Here is a 19874-nt window from a genome sequence, read left to right as displayed (position 1 = left end):
ATGGACGCATACGTTTCCCACGGGCGCAGTCAGGCGCTCCTCAAGCAGCGGAACTGGCTCGCGCTGCTGGCTGCCGGTCTGGCGGCGTTCATCGTGGTCCTCTTCGGCGTGATCGCCAGCAAGGATCGCGAGGTCGTGCTTCAGCCGGTGCTGAGCCGGCCCATGACGATCAGCAGTTCGTCCGTCGCTCCGGATTACCTCGAAGCCGTCACGCGGGACACGGCGTACCTGATCCTCAACCGCAGCCCCGACGGACTCAACTACTGGATGGACAACATCCTGAAGCTCGTCGCGCCCGAGTTCTACGGCGCCATCAAGACGCAGCTCGTGAAGACGGTGAAGGAGCAATCCAACACCGACATCGCGCAATCTTTCACCATGACCGGCATGACGGTCGACACCAAGCAGCTCAAGTCGGAGGTCACCGGAGAGATCCGCACCTTTGTCGGGGACAAGCTGATCTCCACCGAGAAGAAGACCTTCCAGTTTTCGTGGAAGTATTCCGGTGTTTCGCTTTCCCTCACCGGCTTCGGCTCGGTCGTCGCTGACCCGGCTAACCCGACGAAGGGGAGGCTCTGATGTTCGCGAGCCCTGTGTGCCTGCTCTGTGCTGGCGCCGCTTCGGTCGCCTACGGCTCCAGCCGGGTGATCGACACTTTCTTCCGGCCCGTCGGAATGGTCCTCGCGGGAGCAGGGTTATTCCTGATCGCGAGCCCGGCCTTCGCTGACCAGTACAAGGTCGCGGCGGACAACGCCCGCGTCGATTGCACCGTGGCGAAAAACGAGCTGACGCGGATCAGCCTCGTCGGTGACCAGATCGCGGCTGTGACCAAGGTCTCGACCGGTGGACAGTTCAACGACTTCTCGGTCGTGAACGAACCGATTCGCGGAGACGTCTACGTCGCCATCCCGGAGACCTACGCGCCCAAGACGATCAGCTTCTTCGCCACGTCGAAGAAGGGATACGTCTACAAGTTCGCGTGCTCGATCGCGCCGATCGAGGCCCAGCAGGTCTTCGTGACCAACCCGCAGATGGCGACCGCCAAGGCTGCCGAGTGGGAGAACCAGACCCCGGTCCAGGACACCGCGGTCCGCCTCATCAAGGCGATGGCGACCCAAGGATCGGTCGATGGCTACGAAATCCGGCAACCCGCGAGCTCGCCCGCCAAGGTCGGCGACCTCTCGGTGCGTCTGATCGCCGAATATCGCGGCGCCTCCCTGAAAGGGAAGGTGCTCCGGATCGAGAACCGCGGGACCAAGCCTGTCGTGCTCCGTGAGGGCGACCTCGCGCCGCAGGGGACGCTCGCCGTCACCATTGGCCAGCCCGACCTCGCACCCGGGCAAGCAACCGCCGCCTACCTGGTCGGCCAGAACGGGGGAGACCAGTGATGTCGGACACTCCTGAGAACGAGGACGGCAACACGCCGCGTCCGGGCTTCACCGGCTCCGAACCCGAGGAGCCGGCGCAGGCGTTTACGCCGCCGAGCGAGGGCCCGCAGATCCGCCCTGGCTCTTCGGCCCCGGAAGGCGAGGAAGCCTCAACGGGTCGACCGGAAGAGATCTCGATCCCGGCAAGTGCGCCGCGCGCGCGTCCCGGCTTTGGTGCCCGGCGCCGGCCGGGAGCTGCGGCGAGCGGCGACCCCGCGCAAGCCGGCACTCGACCGGCAGCCAAGGGCAATCCGCTCGCAGGCGTGAACGACAAGACCAAGCGCCGCCAGCAGGTGCTTCTCGCGTCCGGCGCGGGCGTGATGCTGCTCGCGGCGAGCTACTTCATCACCGGCGACAATCACAAGAAGAAGGGCTTGGACCCGAACATCGACGGCCGTCAGGAGGTCCCGATCTCGACCGACGCGATGGTCAACAAGGTCGAGGACAACAAGACCTGGATGGCGCAGTCGTCCAACCGGCTGAACATGCAGGACGGGCGCATCAAGCAGCTTGAAGGCGAGACTGGCCGGGTCGCGCAGCTTCAGGATCAAATCGAGCAGCTCAAGCAACAGAATCTCGACATCCGGAACAACGGCCAGAAGGTGATCGCCGCCTACGAGTCCGAGAACCAGAACCTTCGCACATCCAGCAGCAGCGCCGGCAGCGGCGCGGCTTCCGCGCCGGCCGGCGACCCATTCCGTGCAAGCGGCCCGACCTATGGGCAGGCTGGCGGCTATGACATGCAGGGCGCCGCGATGGGTCCGCAGGGCATGTCGCAAGCGATGACCCCGGCGGAGGTGAAGGTCATCAGCTTCGACAAGTCGGCGGCTGGTGCGGCCGGCGGGGCAGGGACCGGAGGCGGACCTGGCTCCGCCCGCCCGGACAGCTCCCCGGTCGTGGTCGAGGACAGCCCCGAATACCTCCCTCCGAACAGCTACGCCCCGGCGAAGGTGATCGTCGGTGTCGATGCCAGCGCCGGGGTCAACAGTCAGACCGATCCTCTTCCTGTCGTCCTGCGCATCACCGGGCCTGCACGGTCGGTCGTCCAGGGTGGACGTGTCCTGACGACCCGGATTGAAGGTTGCGTCATCAACGGCGCGGCGCGCGGCGATCTCTCGGCGGAGAAGGTCTACGTCAAGCTCGCCAAGATGACCTGCGACCAGCCGGGAGGCCGGGTGGCCGTGTCCGAGGTGAAGGGGTTCATCAGCTTCGCCGGCAAGGCTGGCGTCCGGGGCCGAGTGGTGAGCCGCGAGGGCTCTCTCGTCGGTCAGGCGCTGCTCGCCGGCATCGCCGGTGGGTTCGGGCGTGGCTTTGCCGCCAATACGAACGCTGCGCTGACCGGCGTGCAGATCGCCACCAATGGCAAGCGTGAGGAGCTGGGCGCCGGCGACATCGTCAAGGGCGGCCTCGGCAATGGCGTGGCGGAGGCCGGGGACATGGTCTCCAAATACCTGATCGAGCGCGCCGAGCAGTATCAACCGATCATCGAGATGCCCACGGGGATCAACGTGGAGATCGTCTTCCTCGATGGCGCATATGTGAGGACGCCGCGGTGACAAACAACCTGCGCAACCACTCAGGCAAGATCGGGCTCGGGGTCGCGGGTGTTCTCGGCGCCGTGCTGCTCTACGCCGGCACCGGCGCTGGCGCGCGTACAGGCCAGCTCGACGCTACGGCGGTCACCAAAGCAATCGCGGAGCGTCTGCCCAAGACGAAGATCTCCGGCGTCGACTGCAAGAAGCTTTCGGGCATCTGCGAGGTCACCGCCGGCCCGAACGTCTTCTACACCGACGCGAGCGCCCGCTATCTCGTCATCGGCCGGGTCTATGACATGAAGACCCAACAGGATCTGACCGCTGCCCGCCTGCTGGAGCTGAACCCCGACACGCTCGTGCGCGGTGCTGCTCACGCGGACGCGGCAGACGGGGAGGAGGGGACCGCACCTAGCGCGCCGGCTCGCCCGCGCAACGTCAACCTCGCCGAACTCCCGTCAGCCGGAGCGATCCGCTGGGGTGCTGCCAATGGGCCTAAGCTGGTGGTCTTCACGGACCTTCACTGCGGCTACTGCAAGGCGATGACCGGTGAGCTGCAGAAGCTGGGCTTCGCGGTCGAGGAGCGTCCGATCTCAATCCTCAATACCCGGCCTCTGACCGAAGCCGTTTATTGCGCGAAGGACCCAGTCGCAGCGCTGCACGCGGCGTACAATGGCGTGGAGCCAAAGGGCTCCCCGAAGTGCGACACCAAGGGTCTCGACGCCAATGAGGCGTTCGCCCGGAAAAACGGCTTCAACGGGACACCGGTGATTGTCCGCCCGAGCGATGGAGCCGTCATCGACGGCTACCGGGCGGCACCGGTTCTCGCCTCGTTCGCCAAGGGAGGGCCGGCCTGATGCTCGGCGGCCTCGTCCTCGGCGGTGCCCTGATCGGCCTGATCGGCCGACCCTTCCTCGTCATCGCGGCGGCGTTCATCGCCGGCGTGGTCGACGCCCTCTTCTGAGGAGACGTTCCCATGCAACGATCTGCCCTGGCGCTGCTCCTCGCGACGGTCGCCATGTCCGGCTGCACGACCCTTGGCGGCAATGTTAAAGGGTCGTTCGACTGCAAGGCCCCGAATGGCACCTGCGAGCCCATGTCGTCGATCGACGCCCAAGCCGTGAACGGGCTTGGCGCAACCACGACGGCGCTCGACGGAACCGCCACCAACGGCGCACGGATGTTCTACGCTGGAGTAGGGGACGCAGAGCCCGTTCGGACCAACGATCGGGTCCTGAAGGTCGTCTTCCCCGCCCATACCGACGGAACCGGCATCTATCGTGACGAGGCGATCGCTCGCGTTGTGGTGGAGCGTGGCGGTTGGGTCCCCGGCCCCGAGACGATTGCTGCCCGGACGCCGAAGGGCGAGCTGGCGGCGTCCTCGCAAGCCGAGGCGAACGCGGGAGCGCTCAAGACTGGGTCAAAGGTCGGTGACGCCATGGCACAGGCGTCGGGCACCCCGGCACCGCGCCCCGCCAACGCCGTTGGCGCACCGGCTGGCCTGCGGGAGGTCGCGGCCTCACTCGAGGCAGCCCCGATGCCTCAGCTTGAATACGGGCCGACGATGACTGCCTCGAACGATGTTCCGGTCGGCAGCGCTGGCGCTCCCACCGCGGAGGCGATCGCCGCGGCGAGGGCAGGGCACCGCATTGGCGGAAAGCAGTCCGGTCTTGCCCGCAAGGTCAGCCTCACCCGTCCGGTCGACGCGCGCAGCGCCCGCGAGCTCAACCAGGCGCAGCTGAGGGCGATGCCAAACCCATCGACGCCCTCGGCGCCGCAGCAGCTCGCGCGTGTCGCCTTCCGCGCGCCCGCACCGGTCGGCGGCTCGGACGCAAACGAAGCGGAGGCACTGCCGATGACCGATCCGATCGCCACCAGCGGCGCGGCAGCGCCGGTCAACGGGGGACAGCCGCAATGAGCTTCGCAGCCAAGATCGCAGCCCGTCTCTTCGGCGGCAAGTCGGAGCCGGAGCGCAGCCGTCCGGTGATCGATCTGGCGATGCTTTCTCAGTTCATGCCGTGGCGCGTGTACGACAAGAAGGACCGCATCTACATCAACCGCGCGAGCCAGGGCTTCATCGTTGAGATCCCACCGATGATGGGTGGGGACGAGCGGTCGGCGGAGATCCTGACGCAGTTCATGTCGGAGGGCCTGCCGAAAGGCACCTGCCTGCAGTTCCTGTCCTGGTCGAGCCCGCGCATCGCGCCGATGGTCGGCCGCTGGTTCGGCCCGCGCTACGACCAGGGCGGCATCTTCGAGCGCATGGCGCGCTATCGCAGCGACCTGCTGCTCGACGGCGTCTGGAACTCGCTGAGCGACGACGCGCCCTTCCACACCCGCAACTACCGGGTGTTCATATCGGTGGGAGCATCCACGAGCAGCTCGGTCGAGCGCGCGGATCTCGTGTCGATCCGCGACAGCCTCGGGGCGTCGCTCCGTTCGATCAATCTCGACATCCGTGACGTGACCCCGGTCGAGCTGATCGGCTTGGTGGATGACCTGACCTCGCCCACGACCTCGTCTGAAGACGACGCGATCGACTACAACGAATATGACCCCATCGCGGAACAGTGCATCCGCCGGGACATCGAGCTGGTGGTTGAGGAGAACCGCCTCCGGCTTCGGACCGAGCGATTTCGTCCGACAGGCGGCGAGGACAACGGAGTTTCGGAGATCGGCGAGGTCTACCCCGACCACTTCGACATTCGCCACTTCGGCGTGAAGAACTTTCCCCAGCGTTGGCAGCCGTGGGAATGCGCCCGCCTGATCGGCGACATGTTCACCGACAAGCTGCGGATGCCGTGCCCGGCGGCCACCTTCCTGTGCGTCGTCGTACCGGACACGGAGGCGAGCACAGCGACCGCCGGATTCAAGTTCATGCGGACGACGAGCCTTGCTGACTCTAAGGGCGCGCGGTTCATCCCGAACATCAAGCAGCAGTCGGGCGAATGGCAGTACGTCCAGGATCAGCTCAAGGAGGGGCGTAAGCTCGTTCAGGTCTTCTACGGCGTCACGCTCTTCTCGCCGGACGGGGAGGGGGATCGAAACGAGCGGACGCTCAAGTCGATGTACAAGTCGGCGGGCTGGGACCTTGCCGATGAGCGCTTCCTCCAGATCCAGGGCCTGCTCGCAGCGCTTCCGCTCACCCTCGCGGACGGCCTCGACACCGACCTGAAGCGCCTCAAGCGACTGCGGACGTTCCTGTCGTCGACTGCGGCCAACATCGCTCCCCTACAAGGCGAGTATCTGGGCGGCACGATCCCCCACCTGCTCCTGCTCGGGCGCCGGGGCCAGCCGTTCTTCTGGTCCCCCTTCGAGAACAAGGCCGGCAACCACAACGTCGCCATCATGGGCAAGTCCGGCTCGGGCAAGTCGGTCTTCCTTCAGGAGAAGTGCGCGGCGCTCGTCGGCGCGGGTGCGAAGGTGGTCGTGATCGATGATGGCCGGTCCTTCATGAACAGCGTGCTGATCCAGGGCGGCGCCTTCATCGAGTTCACGATGAAGTCGGGCTTCTGCATCAACCCTTTCTCGATGATCGACGCCAAGCGCGCGGTTGAGGACGAGGACTACAAGCTCGACTCGATGGCCATGCTCAAGAGCATGGTTGGGCAGATGTGTCGCTTCATCGATAAGCTGAACGATACCGAGAGGGGCTTGATCGACGGCGCCGTCAACAAGGTCTGGAACGAACAAGGCTCCTCGGGAACGGTCAACGACGTCGCAAGGGCGCTCCAGGAGGAGAACGATCCGATCGCGGCGGCGCTCGCGACGGCGATGCGTCCGTTCCTGACGGGCGGCACCTACGGCGGGTTCTTCGCGGGTCAGGCCACGCTCAAGCTCGAGGCCGACTTCACGTGCTTCGAGCTGTCGGACCTGTCCACGCGCGAGGAACTGCGGTCGGTCGTGCTGACGGCGATCATGTTCATGACGACGCAGATGATGACTCACACCTCGCGGTCGGTGAAGAAGCTGCTGCTGATCGACGAAGCCTGGCAGATGCTCAAGGGCGGATCGATGGCGGACTTCGTCGAAGTCTATGCTCGTACCTGCCGCAAATACGGCGGAGCGCTCGCGACCGCGACTCAATCGCTGAACGACTACTACAAGTCGGACGGCGCGAAGGCGGCCCTCGAGAACTCGGACTGGATGGTGATCCTCCAGCAGAAGCCCGAGACCATCGCCGACTTCAAGAAGCATGAGCGTCTGGAGATGGACACGCCGACGGAGAGCGTGATCCGATCCCTCAAGCGCAACGGCGTCGAATATTCGGAGCTGTTCATCAAGGGGCCGGACATGCAGGCGGTCGGCCGTCTGTGCCTCGACCCGTTCTCGGCGACCGTCTTCTCGTCCTCGCCTGAGACCTTCGCCCAGATCGACCGGATGACCCGGCGCGGGATGTCGATCAGCGAGGCGGTCGAGGCGATCGCCTTCCCCGACCAAGAGGTGCCCTATGCCATCGCTGCAGAGTGAGCGGGTACAGCCCGACCTTCCGTTCGTTCCGCCGCTGCTTCGACGGCTGCCGTTGAAGCGCGTCGGTGCCGATGTGGCCTATCTCGCGATCGCACTGTCCTGCTGGACGATCGGCAACCTGCTCGCGCTGCTCGGCTGTGTCGTCGCGATGTTCCTCGTCATCAGCCACGGCAACATCGACGTGTTCTTCAGCCACCTGAACAACCTGGCCTCGCGGTACGTCGCGGCGGACCTCGGCCGGCGCGCCGCCTTCCAGCATCAGCTCGTGTGGGGCTTTTCGATCATGGCCGTGATCTTCTTCGCCGTCCGGCTGCCCCGCTTCGTCATCCGCCTCCGCAAGGAGCTCGCCGAAGGACCTCGCCCGTGAACGCCATGACCCCGCCGCCCGCCGACTGGACCGCCGAGGAAGCGGAGTTCGAGCCGGTTTCGCAGCCGCAGCCTCGCACGTTCGCCGGCTTCAAGCTGACCTCGATCGCCATCGTCGCCGCGTTCGCGATCCTGATCGCCTGGAACATCTGGGAGACGAAGAAGGTGATCGCGCTGGAGAAGCGTCAGCTCGTCTCCGTCAGCCTGCAAGGGCTCGTTACGGACTTCGTCATGTCCGAGTCGCGCCGGGGAGGAACGCCGGAGGAGACCGCCCGAAAGACCAAGGCGTATCTCGACGCGGTCCAGACGGCGGTGACGAACCTTGGCGCCAATGGCACGCCGGTCCTGGTCTCGGAGGCCGTGGTCGGTCACTCGATCCCCGACGCGACCGGCATCGTGAAGGCCGCCGTAGACAAGGCGATGGGGATCGCACCCTCCGCGCCGAACGTCGGCCAGCCCGCTGTGGTGATGCCGTCGATCCCCGCCGCTCCTCCCGCTGCCATGCCGATGCAGGCGGCGCCCGCGCCGGCTGCGGCGATCGCTGCGCCTGAACAGGCCACCACCGCCGAGCAACCGAGCGATGCCTCGGCCGGGCAGGGGACCTTCGATGGCCAGCACTGACGCCCTTTCGCTCGCACCGGCCTCTCCCGCGCCCTTCCGCTTCTGGACGGCGCAACGGAGGAAGCGGTACGCAATCTTCGCCGGAGCGGCGCTCATCTGGGGAGCGTATGACGCGATCTCCGGGTGGCGCGACCGCTATGCCTTCCTCATCAACGCGACCGAGAGCCTTCCTTATTGGGCGTTCGTGGTCGAGCGCGGGCACATGCCAGCGAAGGGGGAGATCGTCTCCTTCGACCCGCCGCGCACCCCGCTCGTCGTGCGGCACTTCGGCGCCAAGCCGCCGATGTTCAACAAGTATGTCTGGGGCATCGCCGGCGACACCGTCAACCGCATCGGCCGGACGTTCTACGTCAACGGGGTCAAGGTGGCGGTTGCGAAGCCTGTCTCTCGCCTTGGTGAGCCACTGGCGCTCGGGCCGGTCGGCAAGATCCCCTCGGGCTGCATGTTCGTCGGCACCCCCCACAAGGACGGTTTCGATAGCCGGTATGCGCAGATCGGGTGGGTCTGCCGTAACCGTGTCATCGGCACTGCGACCCCGGTCCTGTGACCCGCGCCGCTCGCCTCGCCCTGCTTGTGGCTGCCTGCTCAGCGGTGCCGGCGAGCGCGAAAGATTACGGCCAGCAGGGCGCCACCTTTCCCGTCATCGAAGTCGATCTGTTGCGCGTCATCGAGGCACGGCTCCGGGCTGCGCAGGCAAGTGGCCGCATCGCGGCGATGCAACAGGACATGCAGCGCAAGGCCGATCTCCGCGTCCGCCGGCCGCTGCCCGTCGCCGGGATCACGGTCGCTCGGCAGCGCCGTGCCTGGACGTTCGATCCTTCGATCACGGTGCAGCAGGACATCACCGACGGACGTGGTCGGCTCATCATCGCCAAGGGGACGCGGGTCAATCCGCTCAACACGGTGCCGATGCGAACGAGCCTCGTCTTCATCGACGGGGATGATCCAGCGCAGGTTCGCTGGGCGGTGGGCTCGACCACGGCTCTCAACGCCAAGGTCATCCTGGTGAACGGTGCGCCGCTGGCGCTGATGGATAGCACGCAGCGCCGCCTCTACTTCGACCAGGGCGGCAAACTTACGGGCAAGTTCGGGATCACACACGTGCCGGCGGTTGTCGAACCCGCTGGCAAGGTGCTGAAGGTCACGGAGCTGCCTGTACCCTCCAGTCGGGGAGCAGGGGCATGATCTCGATGTTGTCGCCCAGCGGCATCAAGGCCGCTTGGACCGCCTACCGTCCCGCACCGGAAACCGCGGAGCTGCGCAAGCTCCGCTTCCGCACGATGGCTTGGAACGGGGCGGCGGCGTTGGCCGTCGCCTGCGTCAATCTGATCGTGAGGCTCCATCCCCTGATGGTGCTGCTCGTCGCCGCGGTCGCCGTCCAGGCGATTGCGATCACCATCCGGTACTGGCGGACCAAGAACCGCATCGACATGGAGTTCCAGGCCGAAGCGGGTAGCGCTGCCGAAGCCCGGGCTTCGGCCGAAGGGGAGGGGGGTGTCGCGTGAAGCGGCTGCTCGGCTTCTTCGCAGCAATCGTGCTGGCGCTGGGGATCAGCGGCATCGCGTCAACGCCAGCGCGCGCTGCGGGAACCTGCAGCGGTCACTTCGTCAATCCGATCACTGACGTGTGCTGGAGCTGCCTGTTTCCACTGTCGGTTGGCGGGCTCCCCGTCTGGCCGGGAAGCCGTCCCGACACCAACAACCCGGATTTGCCCGTCTGCGCGTGCGGCACCCCCATCCCGCGCATCGGCATCTCGATCGGCTTTTGGGAGCCCATTCGCCTCGCCGACGTCACGATGAAGCCCTGGTGTTTCGTGAACCTCGGGGGGATCAACATCGCGCCTGCGTTGAAGATCGGGCAAAAGCAGTTCACCCATTCATCGCAGAAGGGCGGCAATAATCAGAACACCGGTGGGTGGAACATCCACTGGTACATGTACCCCCTGATCTCGTGGCTGCAGATGGTCGTCGACTTCGCGTGCCTCGAAGTCAGCAGCGGTATGGACATCGCGTACATTACTGAGCTGGATCCGCTCTGGCAGGACTCCGAGCTGACCACGATCATCAACCCGGAAGCGGCGATCTTCGCCAATCCGATTGCCGTTGCCGCCTGTGCGGCCGACTGTGCGGCGGCAACTGCGCGCCTGCCCACCGATCCGCTCTTCTGGTGCGCCGGCTGCCAGGGCACGATGTACCCGCTTAACGGCAACGTCGCGGCTCAATGGGGGCACGTCCAGGGGAGCCGTCTCGCCCTCAGCCGCTTCATGCTGAAGCTGCATCGCGAGGGCATCCTCTGGGGTAGCGTCGGCGGCAGCGGCCTCTGCGGCTACTACCCAATGCCGATCATGCGGAAGTCGCAATACCGGCTTCAGCTCACGAACCCGATCCCTGGAACCGCCGGGCTGGATGCCTGCCCGCCGATCGGCGCCGCCACGACCGTCTCACAGGTCGCGAAGGTGGTGCCCGCGATCGGCGAGGACATGGGCTATCTGGTCTGGCGCAAGCGGAATTGCTGCGCGCTATGAAACTCTCCCGCCGCTCCATCCTCGCAGCCAGCGGGCTCACTGTCGCCGCAGCGGCGGTTGCCGCGCTTGCCGCCCCGGGCTTCGGCCCCGACCAGACGATCGACGGCATGGACATTGCCAAGATCAGGGCACGCGCAGCCGAGCAGGAAAAGGAACAAGGCGCGTTTGCGCGCGAGATCGCGCGCCGTGGTGACGCGGTCCGCCAGGACGCCGCGCAGACACGGGATGCCGCGATGCAGAACGTGGCGCGGGTGAAACCCGACCCGCGCGGTCTGAAGGATGGCCGCAACGGGTTGAGCCTGGACCAGATGCTCGCCGACAACGACGCCGTCGCCAAGGCGAGCAAGGACGCTCAGCCGCGCTTCATAGCGTTCGCCTCGCTCTCGATGCCGCCGGCGTCGCTTCGTCAGCTCATGCGGGAGGTCGGCGGATCAGGCGGCATCGTGGTGTTCCGCGGCTTCCCGCAGAACAGCTCCAAAGCCTTTTTGGCTGGCCTCGGCAAGGCAGTGGACAAGGGGCAGCACCTCAACGGCGTCGGGATCGATCCTCGCCTATTCCGGGCCTTCAAGATCGATGCGGTGCCGACCTATGTCGTCGTTTCGACCGACTTCAAGCCGTGCGACGGCTTCAACTGCGAGACGCCGGTTCCCCCGCATGACAGGATGACGGGCAACGTGACCCCCGGCTACGCGCTGCGCACCTTCGCGCAGGGCGGTGGTCCCGGCGCAGCGATCGCGAAGGTGTATCTCGCCTCGCTCGAGAAGCTCCAGCGGCAGTGACGGTCGTGCTCGCCTTGGTCTCGCTCTGCGGGATGATCGGCAGCTCCAGCCTCGGGCTGGCCGGCGTCGCGAGCGGTTACGCTACGCGGGTGGTGGCGGCCGCCTCGGGGGCCGTGTGGCTGCCGACGTCGTTCATCGCGCTCCAACAGCACGTCGAGGTCTTCCAGCACTGGATCCGACCATGAGCGCGGCGCGGCGCTTCTTCGCCGGGGTGTGCAGCGGCCTGGCGCTATTCGGCTCCGTGGCGGTCCTGGCGCAGCAGACGCCAGAGCAGGTCAAGGCTGACGCGAAGGCGTTCGCGAAGACCCTCATCCCCGGGGTCAAGGCGACCGCCACGAACGGCCCCACCGCAGACAACCTGCCGAACTACCAGAACGGCACGCCCCCGGAGACGTCGCTCTACGACGATCCGAACAACCTTCACGCCAACGGCCAGGCCGCCGCTTCGACCAGCTCGAGCTACCAGCAGATGCAAACGAGCATGGATACGCGGGCGAAGTTCCAGAAGTCCGATCTGGATGCTGTCGTTGCGCGCTCGCTTGCGATCCAGGACGATCCCAAGTCGCTTGTCGGGAACTATACCGACGGATCGACCGGGAGCTGCAAGCCGCTGCCGCCGGGCAGTGGTGGCACGATCTACGATGAGGTGACGTGCAACACCGGCACCAAGGTCGATGAGAGCTCGCCTGTCTGCCGCGTGCCGCTGGTGGTGAACGTAACGCCGGGTACGAAGAAGTACGTCTACACGTGCGAGAACTGGTCCGTTCAGCCGCCACGCGGCGCCAACAACTCGACCCTTCGCTGTCAGCCCGCCTTCAACTCGGCGTTTGCGAGCGGTGTCTGCCGGGAGCGTTCCCGTCGTACCGTCCTCTACGACATCTGCCGCCAAGGCACGATCACGAAGTGCGTTGAGCCGGACGTCGAGGAGGGTGATGAGATCACCTACGAGTGCGACAGCGCCGCCGTGCCGAACCGCAGCTACTCGCTCGAGAGCGTCGGTGAGGTCGTCAGTGACCGAAAGGACGAAGCGAGCTGCACGGCCGCTACCGCTGACCAGACATGCTCCCTCACGTCCGAGGTCTGCGTCGACCCGGACCCGACGACCCGCACGATCAACGGCGTCGCTGTGACCCGGTCATGCTGGTCATGGCAGCGTCAGTATTCCTGCACGCGACTCTCCACCGGCAATAGCGACTGCGGCGCGCTGGATGCAAACGGCCAATGTTCGTTCGTCCGAGAAGATTGCCTCGACGATCCGCAGGACGGGCCATGCAAGGTCGCCGATCGCGTCTACAAGTGCCCGGTTCCGGACAAGCCTGGCGACGATAAGCAGTATATCTGCAACGGAGACGTGTACTGCATCAACGGCGAGTGCGAGACGATCACGCGCGAGCCGAACACAGAGTTCGGTCAGGCCGTCATGGCGCTCAACTCGGTTGCGGACGCCAGCCACTCGCTGGATCCGAATAACCTGACGATCTTCAAAGGCACCCGTAACACCTGCTCGAAGACAATCTTCGGCATCACCAACTGTTGTGCGCCTCGCGGCTTCCCCATCGTGGGCGGCGGGTGCAGCAGCGAGGACAAGGTCCTCAAGGACCAGCGCGAGAAGGGCCTGTGCCACTATGTCGGCACCTACTGCTCGTCGAGCGTGCTGGGCGTCTGCGTGAAGAAGAAGGAGTCGCACTGCTGCTACGGCAGCAAGCTGGCTCGCATCATTCAGGAGCAAGGGCGCCCGCAGCTCGGGCTCACCTTCGGCACCGCCAAAAAGTCGACCTGCGACGGATTCACGGTCGACCAGTTCGCGCACCTTGATCTCAGCCGCATCGATTTCTCGGAAGTAATGGCGGAGTTCGTCGAAGCAGCAAAGCTCCCGGACGAGCTGCAAACGGCGACCACCGTCCAACAGCGTATCAACGACTACTACAGCACACACCAATGACCGGGGGGTTCATCAACGTGGACTGCACCATCGACATGGCTAAACGCGCGTCCTTTCTGGACATGGCTGTCGCCTTTGGCCTTTTCCGCTCAGGCGGCGACTCCGTCGAGCGGACCGCCGCGGACATTTGCCGTTACTTCAGGATGACGGTCGAGGCGGCTGACATCCAGCCGACCTTCACCCGAATGCTCGAGCAGCAGCAGATCGCGCATGATCCCAAGAAGCCTGCTCATTACGTGATGACCAGCGCCGGCCAGGCCGCGTTCGAGTGCGTGTTCTTCGGCTTCATGCGCTTCGTGGACGGCGGGCAGAACCGTTTCTCGCTCGCGGCCCTCTGGCAGCTCGCCACCGCCAATCTCGATGCCATCGTCGATCCGGTCACGCGAGATCTGAAGATTGACCCTGAGCGGCTCTTCGGCCCGAAAAAGGAGACGCACTGATGCGCATGGCGGACCTTCTCGTACAGGCGCCGCTCTTTGCGGCGCTGCAGATGCTTTCTCCGGTCAACGCGACCGTCGGCTCGCCGGCAACCGGCGTCTGCCATGCCGACAGCACGGGGACGGTGTTCCGCTGTGCGCCGGCCCGAGCGAGGATCCGCCGAGGTGCCAGTCTGACGTGGTCTAACGCGACGGCCCAGATCCGTAGCGCCCGTATCGCCAGCGCTGGTGGCAAGCGGCTCGCGGCGGACAGCCCGGAAACCCTCGAAGCCATTCTCGCGGCCCGGATCGGGTCGCGAGCCACTCAGAAGAAGGAGACGAAGTGATGGTTCATCTGCGCACACGCGGCCGCGCCGCCTTCGCGATCCTGCTCACCCTGGCAACGCCGGTGGCTAGTCCAACGGCCGCGTTTGCGGCAGGCCAAAGCGACGGGCTCGCGCCTCAGGACGGCGACGATCGGTTCTACTGTCAGGAGCGGAAGCTCGGGACGTGGTTCTACTGCTCGAAGCCGAAGCCCAAGCCGAGGACGGAAGACCCGGCTGCAGCGCCGGTCCAGACGGCCGCGGAGCGGATGGACCGCATCACGGCCGAACTCCGGGAGCTGAAGGCCAAGGCGATCCTCGAACCGAGCCAGGAGAACATCACCGCTTACGTCCGCTTCCAGCGGGCGCAGCTCGACCGGTCGAGCATGTTCGCGGACATGTGGCAGCGTGCGGTGTGGCAGGATCCGAGCCTCGACTACACCCTCCAGCGGCCGGTCAACACGCTCGGAAAGCGCGAGTGGCTCGACGATCGCAAGATCGACAAGGATCGGGCGCTGGTGCGCCTCGGGCAGCGCTACGGGGTATTTTACTTCTTCGCGCAGTCGTGCGGCGCCTGCGAGATCTTCTCGCCGATCCTGAAGTCGGTCGCCGACAGCCACAACCTGAGCGTCATGGCCGTTTCCACGGACGGGGGTCCCTCGTCAGTGTTCCGGAACTACGTCGTCGACAGCGGCCAGCGCGAGCGGATGGGCCTAACCGACAAGGTGACGCCTGCTGTCGTGCTCTTCGACACGAAGACGCATCGCGTGATTCCGATCGGCTACGGCGTGATGGCCGCAGACGAGCTGATGGACCGCATCTTCACTCTCACCGAGACCCAGCCGGGTCGCGATTTCTAAAGGTCAACCGCCATGCGCCGCTTGCCCCTTCGCTCCCGCGCCCTCCAAGCTGGACGCGCGCTCGGCGCGCGTGTGGCCTCGATCCGCGGCCTTCTTCGCCGCCTGCCGGCGCTTCTGGCGCTCGTCGGCCTTCTGCTCGGCCCGACGTCACCGGCTGCGGCCGACGTGAACGGCGCCATGGAGAATTACTTCAACTCCATGGGCGCGGCGGCGAACGTCTCCGGGCCGTCTGCCTACAATGGTCAGCGTGCCGGGTACTACAGCCTCGGGAACATCTACACGCGCTTCCCGCAGAAAACGCTCAACCCCGCGAGCATTCAGCTCCCGGGTTATCGGGCAGGCTGCGGCGGCATCGATCTGTTCGCGGGCAGCTTCTCGTTCGTGAACTCGTCCGAGATCGTGGCGATGATGAAGGCGGTGGCGAACAACGCCGTCGGCTTCGCTTTTAAGCTCGCGATCGACACGCTCTGCCCCGAGTGCGGGGCAACCATGTCGGATCTGTCGCAGCGCGTTCAGCAGATGAACAATGCGGCGCTCAATAGCTGCCAGCTCGCACAGGGCCTCGTGAACACTGTCGCGGGAAAGAGCGATCTCGCCGATCGGAACTTCTGCGAGACCATCGCTCCGTTCAAGGGCGTCTTCTCCGACGCGGCAGCCTCGATGCACGGCTGCGGCAACAAGGGCGAGCGCGCGAGCGCGGCCGATGCCGCGGCGGGTGATCCGGCTCTGAAGGATGCGTCGCCGATGCTCCCGCGCAATTTCACCTGGGAGGCCCTGAAGAAGGCACCGTTGTTCAATCAGGGGGGCACGTTCGATCGACAGCTTGCCGAGTTCGCGATGACGCTCGTCGGGACGGCGATCTACATACCGGGGAAGACCAAGGACGAACCAGCCAGCTTCGACCTGGTCGCCGGCGATGCGAATGTCGGCCGGCTGCTGCTCGACGGCACCAGTGCGAGCGGCATCAAGGTCATGCGGTGTGACGACGATACCACCTGCCTGAAGTATACGATGGTGGACGCGCCCACGCTGTCCAAGCCTCTCAAGGCTCGTGTGTCGGAGCTGATCGACAAGATGATTACGTCGATCAACACCGATGCGCCGCTCACTGGCGGCGATCTTTCCGCGGCGCAGAACCTTCTGCAGGTCGCCTCGATACCGCTCTATAAGATCCTCACCGTGAACGCCGCCTACGGCAGGGGCATCTACACGGGGGACAAGGATAGCCTTGCCGAGATCACATCGGTCGATCTGCTCTTCGCCATGCTCAAGGAGTTCAGCGATGAGGTGCAGCGAGGCCGCAACAGCCTCGTTGGGGTCGAGGATACCAAGCTGACGATGTGGGCTTCCCAGCTCGATCGTTCGCGCAACATCCTCGCCGATCAGCAGCATGTGAATCAAGGGAAGGTGCAGGAGACGCTGGCGATCGTCCAGCGCACCTCCTTCATCGAGAGCATCCTTCAATCGCAGATGAGCCCGGCGCTGAATGCGTCGCTCGACTGGTCGCGGGGTGTCTCCGCGATGACGATGCGCTGAGCGCGGGGAAAGGAGAGGGACCGCGATGTTCGAGGTCATCACGATCGGAGGCGGCGACTACATCGTCAACGTCTTCAACGCCGTCGCCGCTTGGACCGGAGGCGGCGGCTACAAGAGCATGTTGCAATGTGTGCTCGTGATGGCTTTCGCCATGTCCCTCATGATCGTGGCGTTCAACCACGACTGGCGCGCCTGGATGAACTGGTTCCTCCAGGCGACGCTCATGTACATGTGCCTGATGGTGCCCCGCATGGATGTGCAGGTGGTCGATCGCATCAACCCCAGCCTGCCTGCGGCGCACGTCGCCAACGTGCCTTTGGGGCTCGCCGCGGTCGCCGGCTTCACCAGCCAGATCGGTGATTACCTTGTTCGTGCCTCCGAGGTCGTTTTCGGGATGCCGGATGACCTGAACTACAGCAAGAACGGCATGATCTATGGGTCTCGCCTCATGGAGGCGACGCAAGGCTTGTCGATCAGCGACCCCTATTTCGCGTCGAACGTCGACGAATATTACCGGCAATGTACCTTCTACGATCTCCAGCTTGGTCTCAAGAACTGGACGGATATCGCTGATGCGGACGACGTCTGGGCGGCCGTCGGGCCGGGCAGTCAAGCCCGATCGATGATGTTTGTGACCGCGACATCGGGCGGGGGCTCGACTTCCGAGATCAAGAGCTGCCGCGACGGCTACAACTCGCTGACCGCCGGCTGGGATGGCGTGATCGACGGCATGGGTACGCGCATCAGCCGGCGCTTCTATCCTGGGATGGCCGATGCAGCGGCAAAGGCGAAGCTCTTCGCTGATCTGCCGATCGCGTACAGCTATCTGACGGGGGTGTCGAAGGACGCCAGCCAGCTCATGAAGCAGACGCTCTCGATTAACGCGCTCCAGCAGTCGATCAGCACGCAGGTCGCGGCGGCTGGCGGCTCGTCGGCCGACGTTTATGCGCAGACCCGCGCGTCCATCCAGACGCGCAACACCTATCAGGCGGTTGCGCATAACGCGATGGAGTGGGTGCCGATCCTTTGCGTCGTGCTCACCGTCGTGTTCTACGCGCTGTTCCCCATCATCTTTCCGCTTTTCCTGATGCCGGGTACGGGCGTGGCCGCGCTGCGGGGCTACGTCACCGGCTTCTTCTACCTGGCGGCGTGGGGGCCACTCTACGTGATCCTCAACATGGTGGTGACGCTGCGCGAGCATACCCAGCTCGCCTCGACGGCGAAGCTGTCGATGCTTTCGTTCAATGATATGGCTGCGATCAACTCGAACACAGCGGTCCTGGCGGGCTATCTCGTCGCCTCGATCCCGTTCATCGCCGCAGGCATGGCGCGGGGTGCGATGGCGATTTCGGGCCACGCAACGAGCTTCCTGGCACCGAGCCAGAACGCGGCCGAAGAAGCTGGCCGGGAGGCGACGACGGGCAACATCGCCTTCGGGAACACGAGTCTCGACAACCTCTCGTTCAACAACCGGCAGAGCGGCGCCTGGTCGACCGCCGGCCACTACGGTGGTGGCTACGCCACCATGAGCGATACGACCCGGTTCGGCAGCACCGTCTCGAGCTATGCTGACGGGTCGTCGTCAGTTGACGTGCCCATGTCGAAGATGCCGTTTGGCGCACAGCTCACGCAGGCGGCCGACTATGCTGTCGCTGACGTGGCGTCGTCGTTCCAGACGCAGGGTCAGCGCGCATCGGAGAGCGCGCGTGAATCGACCGCAACGATGCTTCAGAACTTCCGGAACATGGAAAACCGTGTCTCGCATGGCACGAGCGATAGTCTCGGTATCGGCAGTTCTGAGATGGCGGCGCTGCGGACTGGCTTCTCCGCGCGGGATAGCCTCAGTCAGTCGCTGCAGGACAAGCACGGTCTCTCAAAGACCGAAGCCGATAACTACGCAAGCACGTCCCTTTTGGGTGTGGACGGCAGCCTTGGGCTTAGCGCGAAGTTCCTCGGCGTCGGTAAGGCTGGTCTCGGCGTAAAGGGATCTCAGAGCTGGCAGTGGCAGGATCAGACTGGGAGGACGCGCAGCACAGACGCTGCCAGCCTTCGGGACACCGCTAGTACTTGGGCGCGCGACAATCATTGGGATCGAAGCAGCGATGCGTTCCAGCGGGCGGCCACCGAAACAACGAGCAGCCAGCTTTCCTCCGCTGCTTCGGGTATCTCGGCGAGCCGCACCAAGTCGTCGGAGTTCAGTCGCGAAGCCGCGCGGTACATGGATGCGGGCAGCCGGCTGGAGCAAAGTCACTCGCTGCGCGATTCCGACGGGATCTCGACCAGCATCGCTCTTCAGGACAAGATGCGGACCTGGGCTCGGGCCGAGATGGATGCGCATCACGAGATTTACGGCCCGGCCGGTCAGCGTTTTGATCCCGACAAGCGCGACGATTGGACCACGAGTGATCCGAGGATCGCGGGTCAGCGCGAGCGCCTGATTGGTCGTTTCATCTCCTCCTATCGTGATGAACTTCGATCAGAAGGGGAGGCGTACCTCAAGGCGCCTGCGATGGACGTTCAAGGACCGTCGGTACGGTCCGCCGGTGGTGTGGAGCGGGCGGCTCGCGGGAACCTGGGCAGCGTCGGTGGTGGCTCCGGTGGACCGTCCCGTCAGACCGCGCGTGATCGCGCCGGTCACGTGTTCGAGCAGGTGGGGGCGATGCAGGCCGCCCAGGGGCCAGGCTTCGACACGGCTAACATGATTGCGGGCTCGCGTAGGCCCGGGATTGAGGGCCAGTCCGAAGATGTCGAGACGCAAGTCGATCGTGAGCTTGCGCCTCGACTGCCGCTTTCACCGCTGCGGCACCGGCCGCAGAACGAGCGCTAGAACGCCTTGGTTATGACTCCGCCTGCAATCGTTCCGAGAACGATCGCGGCGAAGCTGCCGGCGAACAGCTTCTGCGCGAGGGTCAGGCTGCCGAGAGAAGGCGCGTCGTCGGCATCGTCAAGCCAGCGGTTCCCGTCGCTCCCGGCGATGTTACCGCCAGTGTCGATGCCATTGACCATAGGCAGGCCCGTGGCGGGGTTCAAAAACCCATCGTTGAAATCGGCCATGGCACGCCTCCTCTTGGAACGTAA

21 protein-coding genes are annotated in these 19874 nt (G+C 65.2%); 20 read left to right on the top strand and 1 reads right to left on the bottom strand.

All coding sequences use genetic code 11. The features are described from left to right. The 20 genes from B7L05_RS15785 to B7L05_RS15690 all read left to right on the top strand — a co-directional run bounded on the left by B7L05_RS15785 (window position 1) and on the right by B7L05_RS15690 (window position 19623). Complete coding sequence (locus B7L05_RS15785; RefSeq protein WP_085811257.1) at window positions 1-579, top strand: type IV conjugative transfer system protein TraE; 579 nt, start codon at window positions 1-3, stop codon at window positions 577-579. Next, window positions 579-1388 (top strand): type-F conjugative transfer system secretin TraK, encoded by an 810-nt coding sequence (locus tag B7L05_RS15780; protein ID WP_179187247.1) that lies wholly within the window; start codon window positions 579-581, stop codon window positions 1386-1388. Before B7L05_RS15785 ends, B7L05_RS15780 begins: the two co-directional genes overlap by 1 nt. Next, a complete protein-coding gene (locus B7L05_RS15775) occupies window positions 1388-2983 on the top strand; it encodes a TrbI/VirB10 family protein (RefSeq protein WP_085811256.1) in 1596 nt (531 codons plus the stop codon). Before B7L05_RS15780 ends, B7L05_RS15775 begins: the two co-directional genes overlap by 1 nt. Beyond that, window positions 2980-3816 (top strand): DsbC family protein, encoded by an 837-nt coding sequence (locus B7L05_RS15770; RefSeq protein WP_085811255.1) that lies wholly within the window; start codon window positions 2980-2982, stop codon window positions 3814-3816. The genes B7L05_RS15775 and B7L05_RS15770 overlap by 4 nt, the downstream gene beginning before the upstream one ends. A gap of 119 nt (window positions 3817-3935) precedes the next feature. Further along, window positions 3936-4877, top strand: coding sequence for a hypothetical protein (locus B7L05_RS15765; RefSeq protein ID WP_144037332.1), 942 nt, complete (start codon window positions 3936-3938; stop codon window positions 4875-4877). Further along, window positions 4874-7429: a type IV secretion system protein TraC gene (traC, locus tag B7L05_RS15760; protein WP_218776037.1), complete on the top strand. Its 2556-nt coding sequence runs from the start codon at window positions 4874-4876 to the stop codon at window positions 7427-7429. The genes B7L05_RS15765 and traC overlap by 4 nt, the downstream gene beginning before the upstream one ends. After that, window positions 7410-7796, top strand: coding sequence for a hypothetical protein (locus B7L05_RS15755; RefSeq protein ID WP_085811253.1), 387 nt, complete (start codon window positions 7410-7412; stop codon window positions 7794-7796). The genes traC and B7L05_RS15755 overlap by 20 nt, the downstream gene beginning before the upstream one ends. Before the next feature lie 5 nt (window positions 7797-7801). Then, window positions 7802-8416: a TrbI F-type domain-containing protein gene (locus B7L05_RS15750; RefSeq protein WP_256926808.1), complete on the top strand. Its 615-nt coding sequence runs from the start codon at window positions 7802-7804 to the stop codon at window positions 8414-8416. Next, entirely contained in the window at window positions 8403-8963 is a 561-nt protein-coding gene (locus tag B7L05_RS15745) for a S26 family signal peptidase (RefSeq protein ID WP_085811251.1), read from the top strand. The genes B7L05_RS15750 and B7L05_RS15745 overlap by 14 nt, the downstream gene beginning before the upstream one ends. Continuing rightward, complete coding sequence (traW, locus tag B7L05_RS15740; protein ID WP_256926801.1) at window positions 8960-9601, top strand: type-F conjugative transfer system protein TraW; 642 nt, start codon at window positions 8960-8962, stop codon at window positions 9599-9601. Before B7L05_RS15745 ends, traW begins: the two co-directional genes overlap by 4 nt. Then, window positions 9598-9921 (top strand): hypothetical protein, encoded by a 324-nt coding sequence (locus tag B7L05_RS15735; RefSeq protein ID WP_085811250.1) that lies wholly within the window; start codon window positions 9598-9600, stop codon window positions 9919-9921. The genes traW and B7L05_RS15735 overlap by 4 nt, the downstream gene beginning before the upstream one ends. Next, entirely contained in the window at window positions 9918-10940 is a 1023-nt protein-coding gene (gene traU, locus B7L05_RS15730) for a conjugal transfer pilus assembly protein TraU (protein WP_375601268.1), read from the top strand. Before B7L05_RS15735 ends, traU begins: the two co-directional genes overlap by 4 nt. Then, on the top strand, window positions 10937-11719 hold the full coding sequence (trbC, locus tag B7L05_RS15725; RefSeq protein WP_085811249.1) for a type-F conjugative transfer system pilin assembly protein TrbC: 783 nt from the start codon (window positions 10937-10939) through the stop codon (window positions 11717-11719). The genes traU and trbC overlap by 4 nt, the downstream gene beginning before the upstream one ends. Beyond that, on the top strand, window positions 11716-11904 hold the full coding sequence (locus B7L05_RS15720) for a hypothetical protein (protein WP_085811248.1): 189 nt from the start codon (window positions 11716-11718) through the stop codon (window positions 11902-11904). The genes trbC and B7L05_RS15720 overlap by 4 nt, the downstream gene beginning before the upstream one ends. Beyond that, window positions 11901-13661 (top strand): conjugal transfer protein TraN, encoded by a 1761-nt coding sequence (locus tag B7L05_RS15715; RefSeq protein ID WP_085811247.1) that lies wholly within the window; start codon window positions 11901-11903, stop codon window positions 13659-13661. Before B7L05_RS15720 ends, B7L05_RS15715 begins: the two co-directional genes overlap by 4 nt. Further along, the gene (locus tag B7L05_RS15710) at window positions 13658-14101 is read left to right on the top strand and encodes a hypothetical protein (protein WP_085811246.1); all 444 of its coding nucleotides are present in this window, start codon (window positions 13658-13660) and stop codon (window positions 14099-14101) included. Before B7L05_RS15715 ends, B7L05_RS15710 begins: the two co-directional genes overlap by 4 nt. Further along, complete coding sequence (locus B7L05_RS15705) at window positions 14101-14424, top strand: hypothetical protein (protein ID WP_085811245.1); 324 nt, start codon at window positions 14101-14103, stop codon at window positions 14422-14424. The genes B7L05_RS15710 and B7L05_RS15705 overlap by 1 nt, the downstream gene beginning before the upstream one ends. Continuing rightward, window positions 14424-15260 carry a conjugal transfer protein TraF gene (traF, locus tag B7L05_RS15700; protein ID WP_085811244.1) on the top strand — a complete coding sequence of 279 codons (837 nt, stop codon included), beginning with the start codon at window positions 14424-14426 and terminating at the stop codon, window positions 15258-15260. The genes B7L05_RS15705 and traF overlap by 1 nt, the downstream gene beginning before the upstream one ends. Before the next feature lie 72 nt (window positions 15261-15332). After that, window positions 15333-16796 carry a conjugal transfer protein TraH gene (locus B7L05_RS15695; RefSeq protein ID WP_256926800.1) on the top strand — a complete coding sequence of 488 codons (1464 nt, stop codon included), beginning with the start codon at window positions 15333-15335 and terminating at the stop codon, window positions 16794-16796. A gap of 25 nt (window positions 16797-16821) precedes the next feature. Next, on the top strand, window positions 16822-19623 hold the full coding sequence (locus tag B7L05_RS15690; RefSeq protein ID WP_085811243.1) for a conjugal transfer protein TraG N-terminal domain-containing protein: 2802 nt from the start codon (window positions 16822-16824) through the stop codon (window positions 19621-19623). Here the strand turns inward: B7L05_RS15690 and B7L05_RS15685 are convergent. Continuing rightward, window positions 19620-19850, bottom strand: a complete 231-nt coding sequence (locus tag B7L05_RS15685; RefSeq protein WP_085811242.1) for a hypothetical protein — start codon at window positions 19848-19850, stop codon at window positions 19620-19622. The genes B7L05_RS15690 and B7L05_RS15685 overlap by 4 nt on opposite strands. Window positions 19851-19874 lie beyond the last annotated feature (24 nt).

Origin of the sequence: Sphingomonas sp. TZW2008 (assembly GCF_002117915.1) — a bacterium.
Lineage (GTDB): Bacteria > Pseudomonadota > Alphaproteobacteria > Sphingomonadales > Sphingomonadaceae > Sphingomonas.
The sequence above is the reverse complement of the archived record's forward strand: the minus strand, read 5'-3'. Positions and strand labels throughout refer to the sequence as shown.